Source organism: Actinomadura madurae, assembly GCF_047130825.1.
Classification (GTDB): Bacteria; Actinomycetota; Actinomycetes; order Streptosporangiales; family Streptosporangiaceae; genus Spirillospora; species Spirillospora madurae.
Genome location: NZ_CP083237.1, coordinates 737,848 through 755,730, shown reverse-complemented (window position 1 = coordinate 755,730; position 17,883 = coordinate 737,848). Strand labels below are relative to the sequence as shown.

6 protein-coding genes and 1 pseudogene are annotated in these 17,883 nt (G+C 73.9%); 4 read left to right on the top strand and 3 right to left on the bottom strand.

Going from position 1 to position 17,883, the window contains the following annotated elements; all coding sequences use genetic code 11:
• Positions 1-86: 86 nt before the first annotated feature.
• A complete protein-coding gene (locus K8Z49_RS03430) occupies positions 87-12,101 on the bottom strand; it encodes an amino acid adenylation domain-containing protein (protein WP_412517586.1) in 12,015 nt (4,004 codons plus the stop codon).
• A gap of 120 nt (positions 12,102-12,221) precedes the next feature.
• On the opposite strand from K8Z49_RS03430, the gene K8Z49_RS03425 reads away from it, so the two are divergent.
• Positions 12,222-13,526: a salicylate synthase gene (locus tag K8Z49_RS03425; protein WP_021593683.1), complete on the top strand. Its 1,305-nt coding sequence runs from the start codon at positions 12,222-12,224 to the stop codon at positions 13,524-13,526.
• Positions 13,527-13,534: 8 nt separating this feature from the next.
• On the opposite strand, the pseudogene brxD reads toward K8Z49_RS03425, so the two are convergent.
• Both brxD and K8Z49_RS03415 read right to left on the bottom strand, forming a co-directional pair.
• A pseudogene (gene brxD / locus K8Z49_RS03420) lies at positions 13,535-14,691 on the bottom strand (BREX system ATP-binding protein BrxD).
• Complete coding sequence (locus tag K8Z49_RS03415) at positions 14,691-15,119, bottom strand: hypothetical protein (RefSeq protein ID WP_412517585.1); 429 nt, start codon at positions 15,117-15,119, stop codon at positions 14,691-14,693. Before K8Z49_RS03415 ends, brxD begins: the two are co-directional and overlap by 1 nt.
• Before the next feature lie 385 nt (positions 15,120-15,504).
• Here K8Z49_RS03415 and K8Z49_RS03410 point away from each other — a divergent pair, with 385 nt between their 5' ends.
• The 3 genes from K8Z49_RS03410 (at position 15,505) to K8Z49_RS03400 (ending at position 17,882) form a co-directional block, all read left to right on the top strand.
• Positions 15,505-15,771 (top strand): hypothetical protein, encoded by a 267-nt coding sequence (locus tag K8Z49_RS03410; protein WP_412517584.1) that lies wholly within the window; start codon positions 15,505-15,507, stop codon positions 15,769-15,771.
• Between the two features lie 441 nt (positions 15,772-16,212).
• Positions 16,213-16,473, top strand: coding sequence for a hypothetical protein (locus K8Z49_RS03405; RefSeq protein WP_412517583.1), 261 nt, complete (start codon positions 16,213-16,215; stop codon positions 16,471-16,473).
• A 116-nt stretch (positions 16,474-16,589) separates the two neighbouring features.
• Positions 16,590-17,882: an RDD family protein gene (locus K8Z49_RS03400; protein ID WP_412517582.1), complete on the top strand. Its 1,293-nt coding sequence runs from the start codon at positions 16,590-16,592 to the stop codon at positions 17,880-17,882.
• Position 17,883: the final 1 nt, after the last annotated feature.

The following is a 17,883-nucleotide window of genomic DNA, read 5'->3' as shown; positions in this document are numbered from 1 at the left end:
AGGGGCGGGGGGTTTCCGGGCTGTCGATCAGGGATATTAGGTTAGGCTCACCTAACTACGCAATGGGTGGGCCGGTATGAGCCCCCTCACTCCAGCCGGGCGAGCAGGCCCGCCACGGTCGGCGCCGCCATCAGGGTCGCGATCTTCAGCCCCGCGCAGCCGGGTTCCAGCCGGATGCGCCGGACGAGCCGCATCGCGAGCAGCGAGTGGCCGCCGAGGTCGAAGAAGTCGTCGTCCGGGCCGACCTCGGGGACGCCCAGCTCCTCGGCGAAGATCCGGCACAGCGCCGCCTCCCGGTCCCCGGACGCGGTGCCGGACGCGGTGCCGGACGCGGTGCCGGCCGGCTGCGCGGTCACGGTTCGCGCGGTGAGCTCGGCGGGCAGCGCGGCGACCTTCGTGCCGGGGTCGTCCGCGACGGCCGCGAGCAGCGCGATCACGCCGTCCGCCAGCGCGGCGGCGGTGTCCCGGTCGAACAGGTCGGCGGAGTAGTCGACGATCAGGCGGAGCCCGTCCGGGACCTCGCGGAAGATGAAGTCCAGGTCGAACTTCGCCGCGCCGGGTCCGAAACGCGCCTCCCGCTGCTCCAGGCCGGGGAAGCGCACGTCGCCGACGCCCTGGTTCTCGTACCCGACCATCACCTGGAACAGCGGGTTGCGGCCCGGCACGCGGCGCGGACGCAGCGCCTCGACGACGGCCTCGAACGGCAGGTCCTGGTTGGCGAGGCCGGCGAGGTCGGCCTCGCGGACGCGGGCGAGCAGTTCCGCGAACGTGGGGTCGCCGGACACGTCGGCGCGCAGGACGAGCGTGTTCACGAAGAAGCCGACGAGGTCGCGCGCGGCGTCCTCGGTGCGTCCCGCGACGGGGCTGCCGAGGGGGATGTCGTCGCCCGCGCCCGTCCGGTGCAGCAGCGCGGCGACCGCCGCCTGGCACACCATGAACATGCTGGCGTTCGCGTCGCGGGCGAGCCGGCCGAGGCCGCGGGCCAGGCTCGGCGGCAGGTCGGCGGTCAAGGTGCCGCCGCGCTGCCCGACGGTGCCGGGGCGCGGCCGGTCCACCGGCAGCGGGATCTCCTCGGGCAGGCCGGCGAGGGCCTTGGCCCAGTGGTCGAGCTGCCGGGCGTGGACGCTCCCGGGGTCGAGCGGGTCGCCGAGCAGCTCCCGCTGCCACAGCGCGTGGTCGGCGTACTGGACGGGCGGCGGCTCCCAGCCGGGGGACTCCCCGTCCAGCCGGGCCGCGTACGCCTCGGCGACGTCGCGGGCGAACGGCCCGAACGACCATTCGTCGAACGCGATGTGGTGGAAGACGGCGAGCAGCAGATGCTCGTCCTCCCCTTCGGGGAACACCGCGACCCGCAGCGGGATGTCCTTGGCGAGGTCGAAGGGCCTGGCGATGACCTCCTCCGGCGGGCAGGTCGCCACCTCCAGCACCGGACGCGCGTCCTCGGGGTCGAGGATCCGCTGGTTGGGGGCGCCGTCGTGCTCGGCGAACACCGTCCGGAGGCTCTCGTGCCGGGCGGTGACGTCCCCGACGGCCGCTTCGAGCGCGGCGAGGTCGAGGGGCCCGCGAAGCCGGACGGCGAGCGGCAGGTGGTAGGCGTCGCGCGGGCCGTCGTCCTCGCGCAGCAGCTGGTCGAGCATCCACAGCCGCCGCTGCGCGGACGACAGCGGGATCCGCTCCGGCCGCTCCCTGGGCTCCAGGACCGGCCGGGGATCCGCTCCGGCGCGGCCGTGCAGGCGCCCGGCCAGCTCGGCGACGGTCGGCGCCTCGAACAGGTCGCGGATCGCCAGCTCGGCGCCCAGCACCGCGCGGGCCCGGCCCACGAGCCGCGTCGCGAGCAGCGAGTGCCCGCCGAGGTCGAAGAAGTCGTCGTCGATGCCGGCGCCGGGCGCGTCCAGGACCTCGGCGAACAGCGTGCAGAGCAGGCGTTCGACGGGCGTCCGGGGCGGCCGTCCGGCGCGCCGCCGCCCCTCCTGGCCGGGGGCGGGCAGCGCGCGCCGGTCGAGCTTGCCGTTGACGGTGAGCGGCAGCGCGTCCAGCGTCATGATCGCGCTCGGCACCATGTAGCCGGGCAGCCGCCCCTTCAGGCTCTCCCGGACCCGCGCGGCCAGCACGCCGTGGTCGCGCGCGGCGACCGGGTTGTTGGCATAGGAGGCGGGCGGGCGCCCGGCTTCTGCCGGAAGGCAAGCCGCTCCCCCGCCGAACACGGCGTCGTAGCATCCCGCCCGGTCGGACGGCGTGAGGACCACGTCCGGGAAGAGCGCGTGCAACGTCTCCGGCTCGACCCCGGCGGGGGCCGCGGCGAGCGCCTCCCGCGCCTCGTCGGGCGAACCGCCGTTGCGGAGCACCCGCAGGGCGGCCGCCTCGCCCGACAGCCGGGGGTCGGGGATCCGCCGGACCCGCAGCGGACCGGCCGGCCGGTCCGCGAGCGCGTCCAGGGTGGTCCAGTCGCGGACCGGGGTGTTCGGGGCGGGCGCCGCCTCCTTGCGGAGGACGACGTCGTAGCGGTGCCGGGTCAGCTCGTTGTGCTGCGTGCCGCGCTTGATGAGGACGTCCACCCGCGCCGGGACGTCCCCGCCGTGCTGGAGCGCGGAGAAGAAGGCCGGGTCGAGGAGGAGTTCCTTCTCCATCCGGACGGCGCGGTCGATCGCCTCCAGGTCGCCGCCGCCGCGGCCGAGCTGGACGGCGGCGTGCAGGCAGCGGACCGTGCGCAGGTCGCGGACGTCGCCGATGAACAGGGCCCCGCCCGGCGCGAGCAGCCGCATCGCCTTGCCGATGACGTCCTGAAGGTAGGCGGCGCCGGGAAAGTACTGCACCACCGAGTTGATCACGATGGTGTCGAAGTGGTTCTCGGGCAGGCCGCCGGTGTCGTGCGCCGGCCGGCAGGCGAGCCGCACGGGCGAATCCGGCCCGATGTCGTGCCACCCCTGGGGGGGCGACCCCCCAGACCCCCCGGCGGCTTCGCCGAGATCATGGACCAGCTTGGCGATGACGGGCTCGGAGAAGTCGGTCCCCCAGTACTCCTCCGTGCCCGGCGCGAGGCGGGTGAGCAGGAGGCCCGCGCCGACGCCGATCTCCAGGACGCGGCGGGGGCGGAGCGAGCGGATCCGCTCCACGGTCGTCTCGCGCCATTCGCGCATGTCGTCCAGCGGGATGGGGGCGCCGTCGTAGCTGCTGTCCCAGCCGGCGAACTCCTCGGTGTGGACGACGGTGCCGACCTCGGTGTACTCGGCGTCGTAGATCTGCCGCCACTCGGCGAGCTGCTCCTCGGCGGCGCCCTCGCGCGAGCCGTCCGGGACGATGTAGCCCACGAGGCGCTTCACCCCGGGGACGTCGGTCTCTGCGGCCACCACCGCGGCCTGCCCGACGCCGGGCTCGGCGGCGAGCGCGGTCTCGATCTCCTCCAGCTCCACCCGGTAGCCGCGGATCTTGACCTGGTCGTCGGTGCGGCCGAGGAAGTCGATGTTGCCGTCGGCGCGGACGCGCACCAGGTCGCCCGTCCGGTACATGCGGCCGCCCGCGAACGGGTCGGCGACGAAGCGCTCGGCGGTCAGGTCGGCGCGGCCGAGGTAGCCGCGCGCCAGCCCGGCGCCCGCGATGTACAGCTCGCCCGGCGCGCCGGGCGGGACGGGACGCAGCCACCCGTCGAGGACGTAGCCGCGCGTGTTCCAGATCGGCCTTCCGACGGTCGGGGTGGGGCTGTCCTCGGTGCCGCCGCCGAGCGTGTTGATCGTGTACTCGGTCGGGCCGTAGAGGTTGTAGCCGAGGACGCCCTCGGCCTGCGCGAGCCGGTCCCACACCGACGCCGGGACGGCCTCGCCGCCGAGGAGGACGAGCGGCGGCCGGTGCCCGCCGTCCAGCAGCCCCTCGTCCAGGAGCTGCTGGGCGTAAGTCGGGGTCACGTTGATGACGTCGATGCGGTGCTGCCGCAGGTAGGCGGTGAGGGCTTCGGCGTCGCGGCGCAGGTCCTCGTCGCAGACGTGCACCTCGTGGCCTTCGATGAGCCAGAGCAGCTCCTCCCACGACATGTCGAAGGAGAACGAGACCGTGTGCGCGATGCGCAGGCGGCGGCCCGCCGAGGCGACCACCGGGTCGAAGATGTTCGCGCGGTGGTTGTACTGCATGTTGGTGAGGCCGCGGTACGGCGTCACGACGCCCTTCGGGCGGCCCGTCGACCCGGACGTGTAGATGACGTAGGCGGGGTGGTCGAGCCGGCCGGGGGTGCCCGGGGCGAAACCGGGCGGCTCGTCCGGTGCGAGGTCGGCGCCGGGCTGCGCGGCGAGGGACGCGGCGATCTCCGGGTCGTCCAGCGCGAGGGTCGGGCCGGAGTAGGTGAGACCGGCGGCGATGCCGCGGTGCGAGACCAGGCAGGCCGGGGCCGCGTCCTGGAGCATGTAGTCGAGGCGGTCGGCGGGGTAGTCGAGCTCCAGCGGCAGGTAGGCCGCGCCGGTGCGCAGGACGGCGAACAGCGCGACGACCATCTGGGCCGAGCGCGGCAGCGCCAGGGCGACGACCTTCTCCGGCCCCGCGCCGTTCGCGAGCAGCAGCCGGGCGAGCCGGTTGACCTCGGCGTTCAGCTCCCCGTAGGTGAGCCGGACGCCGGGCAGCGACACGAGCGCCGGATCGTCCGGCCGCTCCGCGGCCCGCTCGGCGAGCAGCTCGGCGACCGTCAGCTCGGGGACGGGGTGCCAGGCGTCCTCCCAGTCCCGCCGGAGCCGCTCGTGCTCCTCGGGGACGAGCAGGTCGAGGCGGTGGCACGGTTCCCCGGGCGCCTCGGCGAGCCGCCGGAGGACCTGGACGTACCGGTCGGTGATCCGCTCGGCCTCGGCCCCGGTGAACGCGTCGCCCCGGTACATGACGCGCAGGGCGGCGCCCGGCTCGACGACCACGGTGATCGGGTAGTGGGTCGCGTCGCGGACCTCCCGGCCGGTGACGCGCAGGGCTCCGCCGGGGCCGAAGCCGCGGTCGGTGGGCATGCCGGGGAAGTTCTGGAAGACGAACAGCGTGTCGAAGAGCGTGCCGAGCCCGGTGGCGCGCTGGACGTCGGCGAGGGCGACGAAGGAGTGGTCGAACAGCTCCGACTGGGCGGCCTGGACGCGGTCGAGCACGGTGGCGAGCGCGTCCGCCGCCCCCGCCCGGACCCTGACCGGGATGGTGTTGAACAGCAGGCCGACCATGGACTCGACGCCGTCGACGTCGGGGTGGCGGCCGGAGACCGAGGCGCCGAACACGACGTCGTCGCGCCCGGTCAGGCCCATCAGGACGAGGCCCCACGCGGTCTCGAAGAGCGTGCCGGGGGTGACGCCCTGCTCCCGGGCGACGCCGTCGAGGCGCGCGGCGAGGCCGTCCGGCAATGCCCGGTGCACCTCCCCGGCGTTGGCGAGGTCGGCCGGGGCGTCGACCAGGCCGGGCCGGACGAGGGCGGGCTCGTCGAAGCCGTCGAGCGCGCGGCGCCAGGCGTCCACGGCCTCGTCCTTGTCGCGGCCGTTCACCCAGTCCAGGAAGGCGCGGAAGGACGGGACGGGACGTGCGGCCTCGGCCTCGGCGTCGGTGTAGGAGTCGAGCAGCGAGGTGACGAGGAGCCCGCCCGACCAGCCGTCCAGCAGGATCAGCTCGGAGGTGAGGATCAGGCGGTGGTCGTCCTCGGCCAGGCTGGCGAGGGCGAACCGGATGAGCGGCGGCTCGGCCGGGTCGAACGGCTCGGCGCGCTGGGCGTCGACGAACGCGCCGAGGCCGTCCGGGGTGACGTCGGCGTGCGTCCAGGGGACGTCGAAGTCGTCCGGGACGAACTGGACGGCGCGGTCGCCGTCCGTCCGGAACCCGGCGCGCAGGTTGGGGAACTTCTCCAGCACGGCCCGCGCCGCGAGCGCCATCCGCTCCGGGTGGACCGGGCCGGACAGCGTCACCACGGCCTGCTGCACGTAGATGTCGCGGCCTTCCCCGGCCATCATCAGGTGGAAGAGCAGGCCCTCCTGGAGCGGCGACAGCGGAAGCTCGCTCGCGGGTTCCGCGGCCTGCGCGCCCGCGACGCCGGCGGGCGTTCCGGCGGTTCGCGCCAGGGCCTCGACCGTCCGCAGCCGGAACACGTCCCGGACGGTGAACGACAGCCCGGCGCGGCGGGCGCGGGCGACGAGGAGCGCCGCGCTGATGCTGTCCCCGCCGGTGCGGAAGAAGTCGTCGTCCGCTCCCACCGCGTCGCGGCCGAGGACGGTGGCGGCCAGCGCGGCGAGGACGCGCTCCGCCTCCGTGGCCGGGGCCCGCCCGCCGGACGGGCGTCCCGGCTCGGGCAGGGCGCGCCGGTCGACCTTGCCGTTGGGGTTGAGCGGCAGCTCGTCCAGGACGACCAGCTCGGCCGGGACCAGGTAGTCGGGCAGCAGCGTGCCCAGCGCGTCGTGCAGCGCGCCGGGGTCGGCGTCGCCGGCCACGTAGCCGACGAGCCGTGACCGGTGCGCGGTGACGGCCGCCCGCCGGACGCCCGGCTGGGCGGCGAGCACCGCCTCGACCTCCCCCGGCTCGATCCGGAAGCCGCGGATCTTGATCTGCTCGTCGGCGCGGCCGAGGAAGTCGAGCCCGCCGCCGGCGCGGCGCCGGACGCGGTCGCCGGTCCGGTAGAGGCGGGAGCCGGGCGGGCCGAACGGGTTCGCGACGAACCGCTCCGCCGTGCGGGCGGGGTCGCCGAGGTAGCCGCGCGCCAGGCCGTCGCCGGCGAGGTACAGCTCCCCGACCGGGACCTCGCGGAGCGCGCCGTCCAGGACGTATGCGCGGGTGTTGGCGATGGGGCGCAGGCCGCCGTCCCCGTCGCCCGGCAGGGCGATCAGGCTGTCGCCCGCCGCCTCCGAGCAGCCGTACAGGTTGACCAGCCGTCCCGGGACCCGGTCGGCGAGCGCGGCGGGCAGCGCCTCGCCGCTGCTGATCCAGGTGGTGACCGAGGAGGGCGGGCCGTTCTCCACCAGGGCGGCGAGCAGGCTCGGGACGAGCGTGACCAGCCCGGCCCGGTGCCGTTCGATGAAGTCGGCCAGCGCGACGGCGTCGGTGGCGGTCGCGTCGTCGGCGATGACGACCGCGTCCCCGGCGGCGAGGCCGCCGAGCAGCTCGGTCGTCCCGTCGATGAACGCGGGCGAGCTCTTGGCCACGCGGACCCCGGGGGCGGCGAGGCCCGTCCCCCAGGCGAGCCGGTTGGCGAGGGCGCCCTGCGTGCCGACGACCGCCTTCGGCGTGCCGGTCGATCCGGAGGTGAAGATGACGTAGGACGGGTGGTCCGGGTGGATGTCCGGCCGTGCGCGGCGAGGCGCGTCCAGCGGCGGCTCGTCCTGTCCGAGGACCAGCAGCGGGCGGACGGTGTCCAGCATCATCCGCACGCGGGCGGGCGGATACCCCAGGTCGACCGGCAGGTACGCCGCGCCCGTCTTGAGGACGGCCAGCAGCGCCACGGCGAACTCCTCCGAGCGCGGCAGGGCGAGCGCGACGACCCGCTCGGGCCCCGCGCCGGCCGCGGCGAGCCGGTCCGCGAGGGCCTCGGCGCGGCGGTCCAGGTCGGCGTAGGTGAGGACGGTGTCGCCGAACACCACCGCGGTCGCGTCCGGTGTCCTTGCGACCTGCTCCTCGATGAGGGCGGCGACCGTCCGGGCGGGGAGCTCGCGGGCGGTGTCGGGGTGCTCGACGGGCGCCCCGAGGGACGACAGGCGCCGGTCCGGCACCTCGGTGACCTGGGTGAGCAGCGCGTGCAGGTCGTCCAGCAGCCGCTCGACGGTCGCGGCGTCGAAGAGGTCGGCGGCGAACGCGGCGAACCCCTCGACGTCGTCGTCGCCCTCGGCGAAGTACAGGTCGAGGTCGAACTTCACGCCGCCGGTCTCGGGCAGGAACGGCTCGGCGCGCACGCCCGGCAGGGCGAGGCGCACGTCGTCCAGCCGCTGGTGGACGATCATCACCTGGAACAGCGGGCTGCGGGCGAGCGACCGCTCGGGCGCGAGCCGGTCCACCACCCGCTCGAACGGGACGCCGGCGTGCGAGAACGCCGCGAGGTCGGCGGTCCGCACCCGGTCGAGCAGCTCGGCGAACGTGGGGTCGCCGGACAGGTCGGTGCGCAGGACGAGCGGGTTGACGAAGACGCCGACCAGGCCGGCGAGGTCCTCGTCGGCGCGTCCCGCGATGGGCGAGCCGAGCGCGATGTCGTCGCCCGCCCCGGACCGCTGCAGCAGCGCCGCGACGGCGGCGTGCAGCACCATGAACACGCTGGTGCCGGTCTCGCGGGCCAGGCGCCGCGCCCCGGCGGCCGGCAGCCGGAACGGGACGAGCCCGCCCCGGTGGCTCGCCTCCGCCGGACGCGGCCGGTCGAACGGGAGGAGCGTCTCCTCCGGCGCCCCGGAGAGGGTCTCCTCCCAGAAGTCGAGCTGCGGCGCCGGGTCGGGCGCGGCCTCGCGCTCCCAGGCCGCGTAGTCGGCGTACTGGACGGGCAGCGGCTCCCAGCCCGGGTCGCCTCCGTCCCGGCGGGCCTCGTAGGCGTGCGCGAGGTCGGCGAGCAGGGGCGTGAAGGACCACTCGTCGGCGGCGGCGTGGTGGAGAAGGAGGACGAGCGACCAGTCGTCGTCTCCCGTCCGGACGAGGGTGCCGCGGACGGGCAGGTCGGTGCCGATGTCGAAGATGTGGGAGGCGGCGTCCTTCTCGATGGCCGCGCGCCGCTCGGGGGTCTCGGCGCGCGCGTCGACGACGGCGAGGCGGGCGAGGACGTCCGGGCCCTGGACGCTCTGGACGGGCAGCCCGTCCGGCCCCTCGACGAGCAGGGTCCGCAGCGCTTCGTGGCGCGCGACGACATCGCCGAAGGCCCGGTCGAGCGCGTCCGCGTCCACGGGGCCGTGCAGGCGGAGCCCGAGCGGCAGCGCGTAGGAGGCCGACGGGCCGCGGAGGCGTTCCTCCAGCCAGAGGCCGCGCTGCGCGGCCGACGCCGGGACGACCTCCGGCCTCTCCACGTCGCGGACGCGGACGGTGTCGGCCGCGACCAGCCGGGGCGCCAGCGCCGCGACGGTCGGCGCCTCGAAGACGTCCGCGATGGACAGCGACCCGCCGAGGACGGCACGGGCCTTGGCGGCGACGCGCGTCGCCAGGAGCGAGTGCCCGCCGAGGGCGAAGAAGTCGTCGTCGATGCCGACGCCCTCCACCCCGAGCAGCTCGGCGAAGATCGCGCAGAGGGCGGCCTCGCGGGCGTCGCGGGGCGCCCGCCCGGAGACCTCCGCCTCCGGCGCGGGCAGCGCCGCGCGGTCGAGCTTCCCGTTGACCGTCCGGGGCAGCGCGTCGAGCGCGACGAGCGCGGACGGGACCATGTACTCGGGCAGCGCCTTCGCCAGCGCGTCCCGCAGGGCCGGCTCGTCCACCTCTTCGGACGGGACGTAGTAGCCGACCAGCCTCGCGTCACCCGGACGGTCCTCCCGGACGACGACCGCGGCCTGCGCGACGCCCGGCTGCGCGGCGAGCACGGCCTGCACCTCGGCGGGCTCGATCCGGAAACCGCGGATCTTGACCTGGTCGTCGGTGCGGCCGAGGTACTCGATCGACCCGTCGCGGGCGCGCCGCGCGAGGTCGCCCGTCCTGTACATGCGCGACCCGGGCTCGCCGAACGGGTCGGCGACGAACCGCTCGGCGGTCAGGTCGGGGCGGCCGACGTACCCGCGGGCGAGCTGCTCCCCCGCCAGGTACAGCTCGCCCGGCACGCCCGGCGGGACGGGGCGCAGCCTCGCGTCGAGGACGTGCGCCCGGGTGTTCCAGAAGGGGCGGCCGATGCCGGACGCGGGCAGGTCCGCCGAGGTCGCCCAGATCGTCGCCTCGGTCGGCCCGTACATGTCGGTCGCGAGGGAGGCCGCGTCCGCCAGGGACTCGGCGAGGGCGGGGGGCAGCGCCTCACCGCCGACCAGGACGCGCAGGCCCTTGAGGGCGGCCGGGTCGAGCGTGCCCAGCAGCGACGGGGTGCCCTGGACGATGGTCGCGTCCTCCAGCAGCGCGGCGAGGGCCGCGGGGTCCCGGACGTCCGCGCGGTCGGCGAGGACGATCGTCGCGCCGCTGATCAGCGGGGCGAACAGCTCCAGCGCGGCGATGTCGAACGCGATCGTCGTGACCGCGACGAGCCGGTCGCCGGGGGTGAGCCTGAGCTGGGCCTTCGTCGCGATCAGGAAGTTCGTCAGCGCCCGGTGCGGGATCGCGACGCCCTTGGGGCGGCCGGTCGAGCCCGAGGTGTAGATGACGTACGCCAGCTCGTCCGGCTGCGGGGCGGCCCCGGCGTCATGGCGTGCGTCCCCGGGACCTTCGAGGACGAGGAGGTCCGTTCCGTCCGGCAGCAGGCCCGCGGTCTCGCCGGTGACGATCGCGCAGAGCGGGCCCGCGTCGTCCAGCATGTAGGCGAGCCGGTCGGCGGGGTGGCCGAGGTCGAGCGGCAGGTACGCGGCGCCCGATTTCAGGACGCCGAGCAGGGCGACGACGAGGTCGGCCGTCCGCGGCAGCGCGAGCGCGACCACGCTCCCGGCCCCGGCGCCCCGCCCGCGCAGCTCCGCCGCGAGCGCGGAGGAGCGCGCGTCCAGCTCCGCGTAGGTGAGGGCGCGGGCGCCGGCCTCGACCGCCGTCACGTCCGGGGTGCGGGCCGCCTGCTCCTCGAACAGCGCGACGACGTTCGTCTCCGGGAGGGTGCGGTCTGTGGCGTTGGCCCGCTCCACCAGGGCGCGTTCCCGTGCGTCCATGATCTCGAGCGCGCCGATGGAGCGGTCGGGGTCGGCGAGCGCGCCGGCCAGGAGCGTCTCCAGGTGGGCGAGCAGCGCGTCGATGCGCGCGTCGTCGAACAGCTCGCGGCGGAACGTCGCCTCGACCGTCATGCCCTGCGCCCGGACGAAGGCCTCCAGCGACAGGTCGAAGTGCGTCGTCCCGTTGTGGATGTGCGTCCAGCTGGACGTGACCCCCGGGAGGTCCAGCTCGCCGATCTCCTGGGCGAGGAACAGCAGCATCGTGTCGAAGAACGCCGACCGTCCCCGCCCTCTCGCCGGGCGGAGCTCCTGCACGATCCGGTCGTACGGCAGCGCCTGGTGCGCGAAGCCCTCGGTGACCGTCCGGCCGACCCGGCGCAGCACCTCGCGGAACGTCGGCGCGCCGGACAGGTCGGTGCGCAGCACGAGCGTGTTGCCGAAGTTCCCGACGAGTCGCTCGACCTCGGCGTGCTCGCGGTTCATCACCGACGACCCGATCGCCACGTCCTCGGCACCGGTGTAGCGGTGCAGCAGCACGGCGTACCCGGCCATCATCACCATGTACGGGGTGAGGTTCTCGCCGGCGGCGAGCCTCCGCATCCCCTCGGTCACCGCGTCGTCGAACAGCCGCGCGCGGCGGCCGCCGCGCGCGGACACGACGGCGCCGCGCGGATGGTCGGCGGGCAGGTCGAGCGGCGCGGGCGGCGGGTCGAGCCGTGCCCGCCAGTACGCGAGGTCGTCCTCGGAAAGGGGCCGGCGCTGCTCCCACCCGGCGTAGTCGGCGTACTGGACGTCCAGCGGCGGCAGCCCGTCCGGCTCGCCGGTCACGGCCGCGCGGTAGAGGGCGGACAGGTCCCGCGACAGCGAGCCCCAGGTCATGCCGTCCCAGGCGATGTGGTGCACGACGAGGACCAGCGCGTACTCCTCGTCGTCGAGCCGGAGCAGCTCCAGCCGGATCGGCCGCTCGTCGCGCAGCGCGAACGGCGTCGCCGCGAGTTCCGCCGCCCGCGCCTCGGCGTCGTCGCACGGGACCGGCGCGAGGCCCAGGGAGTCGTCATCGGTGACGATCTGGACGGTGCCGTCCTCTCGCTCGGCATAGACCGTCCGGAGCACGGCGTGCCGGCGGATCAATCCACGCAGCGCCTCCCGCAGCGCATCGGTGTCGAGCGGCCCCGACATGCGCACGAGCAGGCAGACGTTGTAGGCCGGGCTGTCCGGAAACGTACGGTGGTGCAGCCACATGCTCTGCTGCGCGTAGGAGAGGGGCGCCGGCCCGTCCGAGCCTCGGGGGGTGAGCCGCGCGATGTCCGAGCCGAGCCCGGCCTCCGCCATCATCCGCCGCATCAGTTCGCGTCGCCGTGCCGTCGTCTTCTGCTCCTGCACGCTCAACTCTTTCGTTGTCGGCTTCGCCACCGCTGGTTAGGTTAGCCTTGCCTGAGAAAATCGTGCAAGGTTAGCCTTACCTAAGTTTGACCTTCCGGTCGCGAAAGGGAGTTGGCTGCCTTGTCCTCTGGTCTCCGCACCGATGCGAAACCCGCCGAGCTGGTCGTCGAGCACACCTCGGACCCGCTCGCGCTCGTGGCCCGCCTGGCCGGATCGGGCCTGTTCGACGACCACGTGGTCTACGAACGTCCCGGATCATGGACGTTCGCGGGCGGTGTGCTCGGCGAGGTGGTGCTGGACGCGGACACCGTCGGCACCCGGTGGCCGGGAAGGCCCGCGACCGCCCGCCCGTGGACGGGCTCCCCCGCGGAGGCATTGCGCGACGCGTTCGCCGAGGCCCCGCTCCCCACCTGGAGCGCCTACGGCTGGATCGCCTTCGAGTTCGCCGCGTCCCGTCCCACCGGGAGGATCGCGCACCTGATCGTCCCGCGCACCGAGGTCCGGATCGAGCAGGGCCGCGCCACCATCACCGGCACCGACGCCCCCGACCGGATCGCAGCGCTCCTGACCGACACGAACAACCATCCCCTCGGAACACCCTCCCCGGTCGACGTCCGCGTGGACGGCGACCGCTACCGCACGCGCGTCGCCGCCGCGGTCTCCGAGATCAACGCGGGCCTTTACCAGAAGGTCATCGTGTCCCGCCGCCTGGACATCCCGTACCCGGTCGACCTCGCCTCCACCTACGTCCGCGGCCGCAGGGCCAACACCCCGGCGCGCTCGTTCCTGCTCTCCCTGAGCGGCTTCCAGGCCACCGGCTTCAGCCCCGAGGTCCTCGCGAGCGTCGACGGCGGCGGCCGCGTCATGACCCAGCCCCTGGCCGGCACCCGCGCCTTCGGCTTCGGCGCGGACGCCGACGCCCGCACCCGCCACGACCTGGAGACCGACCCCAAGGAGATCTACGAGCACGCGGTCTCCGTCCGCACCTCGCAGGACGAGCTGTACCGCGTCTGCGAGCCGGGAACCGTCCAGGTCACCGGTTTCATGACGGTCAAGGAGCGCGGCAGCGTCCAGCACCTCGGCTCCAGCGTCAGCGGGATCCTCGCCCCCGGCCGCACCTCCTGGGACGCCCTCGACGCCCTCTTCCCCGGCGTGACCGCCTCCGGCATCCCGAAGCCCGAGGCGATCGACGCCATCACCCGCTTGGAAGAACACCGCGGCCTCTACTCCGGCGCGGTCGTGACCGTCTCCCACGACGGCTCCCTGGACGCGGCCCTAGTCCTGCGAGCCCTCTACGCCGAGAACGGCCAAGCCTGGCTCCGCGCCGGCGCCGGCATAGTCAGCGCCTCGACCCCCGACCGCGAATACGAGGAAACCTGCGAAAAGCTCTCCAGCATCGCCCCCTACGTAGTCCCCCGCCCCTGAACCGCCCGTCAGCCGGTCCGGGTCGTAAAACGGTGCGGTTCGGTGAGGGCACGCGCAGCGTTGTCGAGGTCGGCGAGGGAGGCGACGCGTTCGGGATGGCGGGCGCCCATGGCGAACAGATCGCGGACGGTGGCCCCCAGTTCCACCAGTTTCGGCAGGTCGAAACCGGTGAGGCGGAGTTGGACGGCGCGAGGCGAGTCGAAGCGCGGGTCGGTGGAGAAGTCGGTGGCGAGTCGCTGCGCGAGCGGCGGCAGCCGCCGGGCGCCCTGCTGCCCGTCGAAGAACGCGGGCGTGCCGGTGATGACGAGGAACAGCCCGGGGAACCGTCCGCCGTCCACCTCGTCGATGAGTTGCCGCAGCGCGTTCAGGGCCTTCTCCCGGACATCGGATCGCACCCTCTGCAGCGTCTCGATCTCATCCAGCACGACCAGTGGCCCCGGATGGCCGCAGTCGCGCAACACGGTCAGCAGCCCTTGCAGGAAGCCGAGCGCGCCGAAATGGTCGAGCTGGCCCTTGATGCCGGCGGCGTGCTTGGCGGACGCGCCGACGTTCGGCTGCCCGCCCACCCAGGCGAGCGGCGCCTCGGCGGTGGCGTGGTCGCCGGCCAGCCGTGCCTTCCGGTAGCCGCGCAGCGCGGACGCGAACAGCGGGGTGGTGCGGGCGACGTCCGCGAGCCGCTGCTCCATCAGCTCGTCGACCCCGGCGGCCAGCGCCGCCAGGTCGGGCTGCCCGTCCTTTCCGAGGGGGATCGCGCCGGCCGCGAGAACCTCCTCTTCCAGGCTGAAGAACCATGCCTCCACGACATCGCGGAGGACGCTCGGCGGATAGGAGGCCGTTGTCAACCGTTCGACGAGCCGCCGGTAGACGTTTCGAGGCGGTGCAGCGGTGTCTCGGTCTCGGAGATCTGGATCGCGGCCGCTGCCATGCCGCGGCGCTTGGCGCGTTCGGCGAGCCAGCGGGCGAAGAACGTCTTGCCGGACCCCTACTCGCCGCGGATCGCCTTGAACACCGCGCCACCGGACTCCGCCGTGGCGAGTTCGTCGTCGATGGCCGTCTCGAACCGCCCGAGCCCTACCGCGAACAGATCGAGGCCCGCTTGCGGGACGGTGCCGCGGCGCAGCGCGTCCACAACCTCGCGGCGCCGGGCGGCGCTGACCGGCGCCATCAGCCGCCACCGCCGAGGAACTGCTCGCGCAGCAGCGGCAGGTCAAGGGCGACGGTGCGGCCGTCGTCGGTGACGGCGAGCACCTGGTACCCGTCGACGTTGAGGAGCCTGGCCACCGTCGAAATGTATCCGTGCATGCGGGCGGGCATCTGCCCGGCGCGCTCGGCCGCGACCGGAACCGGCAATCTCCCGCCGGCTTCGGCGAGCGCATCGAGCAGCGTGGTGAGGCCGGCGTCCTCGACGGACGGGCGGGCGAACTGTTCGCGCTGGGCGGTGAACAGCTCGGAGGCGAGGACTCGGGCGCCGACGCCGTCCGCCTTTGTTTGGGCAGGGCACCGGAGGCCGGGACGTCGAACAGCGGCTCCTCGGCGCGTTTCCTCGCGGGTTTCGGGGCCTCCGTCTGCCGGGGGGCGGTAAACGGGGTCCACCAAACAGGTTCGTGCATGGCGAAGGTGTAGGTCTCCCAGCCGTCCGGGACGAGCCGTTCGGACGGAAGGAGCACCACGATCGACACGACCATCTCGGCGAGGGAGACGCCGCCGTGGTAGCCGCCCTCGCGGGCGGTGTAGCGGATGCGCGTGTCCCACGGGACGACGACGGCGCCACCGGGCGCGAGCACTCGGTGCCCGGTGACGGCGACCTCGCCGTCACCGGGTTCACCGGTCCGGTACCGGGCCGCCTCCGCGCGAACGCTGATCGCGGCGTCACGCCGCGGACCTGAGCCAGGAGTTCGGCAACCTCACCGGCCCCTTCCTGAGACTCGGAGAGATCGAGCGGCGGCTGCGCAGATGCGTCGATCGGATGTGCCCCACGGTGGAGGAACTGCGCCAGGCGTCCGGCTACAAGAACGCAGACGCTTCCCACGACCTCACGATCGGACAGATCATCCGCGTGTTCAGGAAGCAGGAGCGGTGGGCGCGGCTCAACTGGGCGCTGTCGTACGACGAGTTCCTCGCGAAGCTGGACGACGTCCGGAAGATCCGGAACGAGGTCGCGCATTTCCGTCCCGGCCCGCTCACCCCGGAACAGCGGCAGCAAATGGACATCTTCGCCGGCCTGTTGAAGAGCCTCGTCCCGTGACAACGACGGGTCCCCGACCAGCCGGGCGTCCTCGCCCGCTGTATCCGGGACACCCGGCGTTCATCGGGGCAGGTGGGGCGGTAGTCGAGGGCGGGGACGTTCTGCTTCCATTCCTTCTTGGTGAGGCCGCCGCTGGTGTTCTGGCAGAGGCCCGCCTTGGTGAGCGCCGGGCCGAGGTCGTGGGTGAGGACGGTGCCGCCCTCGGCGACGCTGGTGAGGTCGTGCCGTCCCGGGAGAAGACGAGTGCCATGATCTCGGTCTGGTGGCCGGTCAAGGGCAGGGCGTAAGGGCGGTTGGATCCTCCTCGCGCGACGGCGACGAGCGGGCCGACACCCTGCGCAACCTCATGACCTGCCCGGACGTTTCGCTGGCCGCTCTGCTCCCCGGCAGCGGCGAGGTCCTGCACCTCAGCGGCACCGCGGGTCGGCACTGCTCGCGACGATGGCGCTGCGCGACAAGCCGCCGCACCCGGCGATCGTCGAGCACGCCGACCTGACGCGCACCACCACCGTGGACGTCCTGTGGAGCGGCCCGCGCGCCCCCGAGCGCCTACCGGACCTGACCGGGATCGCGACCGCCCACGTGGCGGCCAACGCCGTAGGCGGCCGCACCCAACGAGGGGTACTGATCGGCCGGTACAGCCGGGCAGACCTGATCGAGACCCCGGTTTGGGGATGTGTCGATTTGAATGGCCGCGCATAGGAGCGGTGGACGTCGGGGCTGACTAAAAGCGCGTGGGAGGGGTTTGACCCGGAATTGTCACCTTGTTTGGGCTGACCAGCCGTTGGCCGGGCTCTGTCCGGGCACTGGCTCAGCCGATGCGCGTTTCCGGCCCCTTCACTTACGGGGACTACTGCGGATTCTCGCTACCGGAGGGGCGGCTGGTTGTGCTTGTATGTGCGCTTGTGGCGGCTCCCCGGTATGTCCCTGTTGGAACTTCTGCAGAGCGAATGCATGACGACGGTGGCGTGGTGCGTGTTCTGGCGAGTACCAGACAGCGTCTTGCGGCTCGCGCCTTCGACTTCCTCGCGGCCTTCCTGGTGGTCATGGTGGCCGTGTCGCCGATCTACGTCTTCCTTCATGTGGCCGACAGTTCCACTTCCACTTCGGCGATTCTCGGGTTGGTGGTCCCGGTCCTGATCTTCGGCATGGCCGGTCCGGTGCTGCTGCGCATCGGGACGATCGCGCAGTGGGGGTGCACCGTCGGCCAGCGGGTCGCCGGGATCCGGGTGGTGCGCGAGGAGGACGGGATCCGGCCGCCGGGCTGGCGCCGGTCCGGTCGGCGGTACGCGCTGCCCAGGTCCGCCCAGACGTTCGGGTTGATCAGCGACTCCTGGGAGCAGCGGAACGACACGCGGCTGGGGCAGTGCATGCACGACCGCCGCGCGAAGACGGTGGTCGTCCAGGCTCAGGCGCCACCGGCGGCCGCGGAGACCGGTGGCCTTGCGGCGCTGGCGTCACCCGATTCCGGCTCACCCGCCGCTCACGACCACGTGCGGCGCTGGGAGAAGCGGGAACGCGCGCGGCGCATCGCGCTCGGCTCCGCCATCGGGCTTCTCGGTGCGGTCGTCCTGCCCACGCCGTTCGCCGCGGGACGGCTCGCGGCCGCCGAGCCGTCCCGCGGCGAACCCGCTTTCGAGGTCAGCACCTTCTACGAGGACGCCGCCCGGTTCGAGGTCCGGTCCGGGACGCGTTCGGCGACGTTCGAACGCACGGCGTTCAAGGTCTTGGACGACGAGAAGGGCTGCCTCGCCGGCGCGACCAGCGAGCAGGCCCGCAAGGTCCTGCGGGAGAACAGGTGTACCGGCCGGATCGAGGTCGCGTTCAAGACCACGGACGGCGTGCTGGTCAGCAGCCACATCCTGCGCTTCCCCGAACTGGGCTACGCCAACGAGGCCGAGCGGAGCCTGCGGCACACCGACCTGCGCTTCGTTCCGGGCGGCCGGATCGACCCTCCGGGAGGCGCCCGTTCCGGCCAGACGGGCAGCCCGGACCGCTACGTCGTCTCCACGACCGCCGTGTCTCCGCGGCAGCCGGACGCGGCGTCCAAGGCGAGGAACGCCTTCGTTCTGATGCACGCCCCGACCGTCAGCACCATCCTCTGGCTCTGAC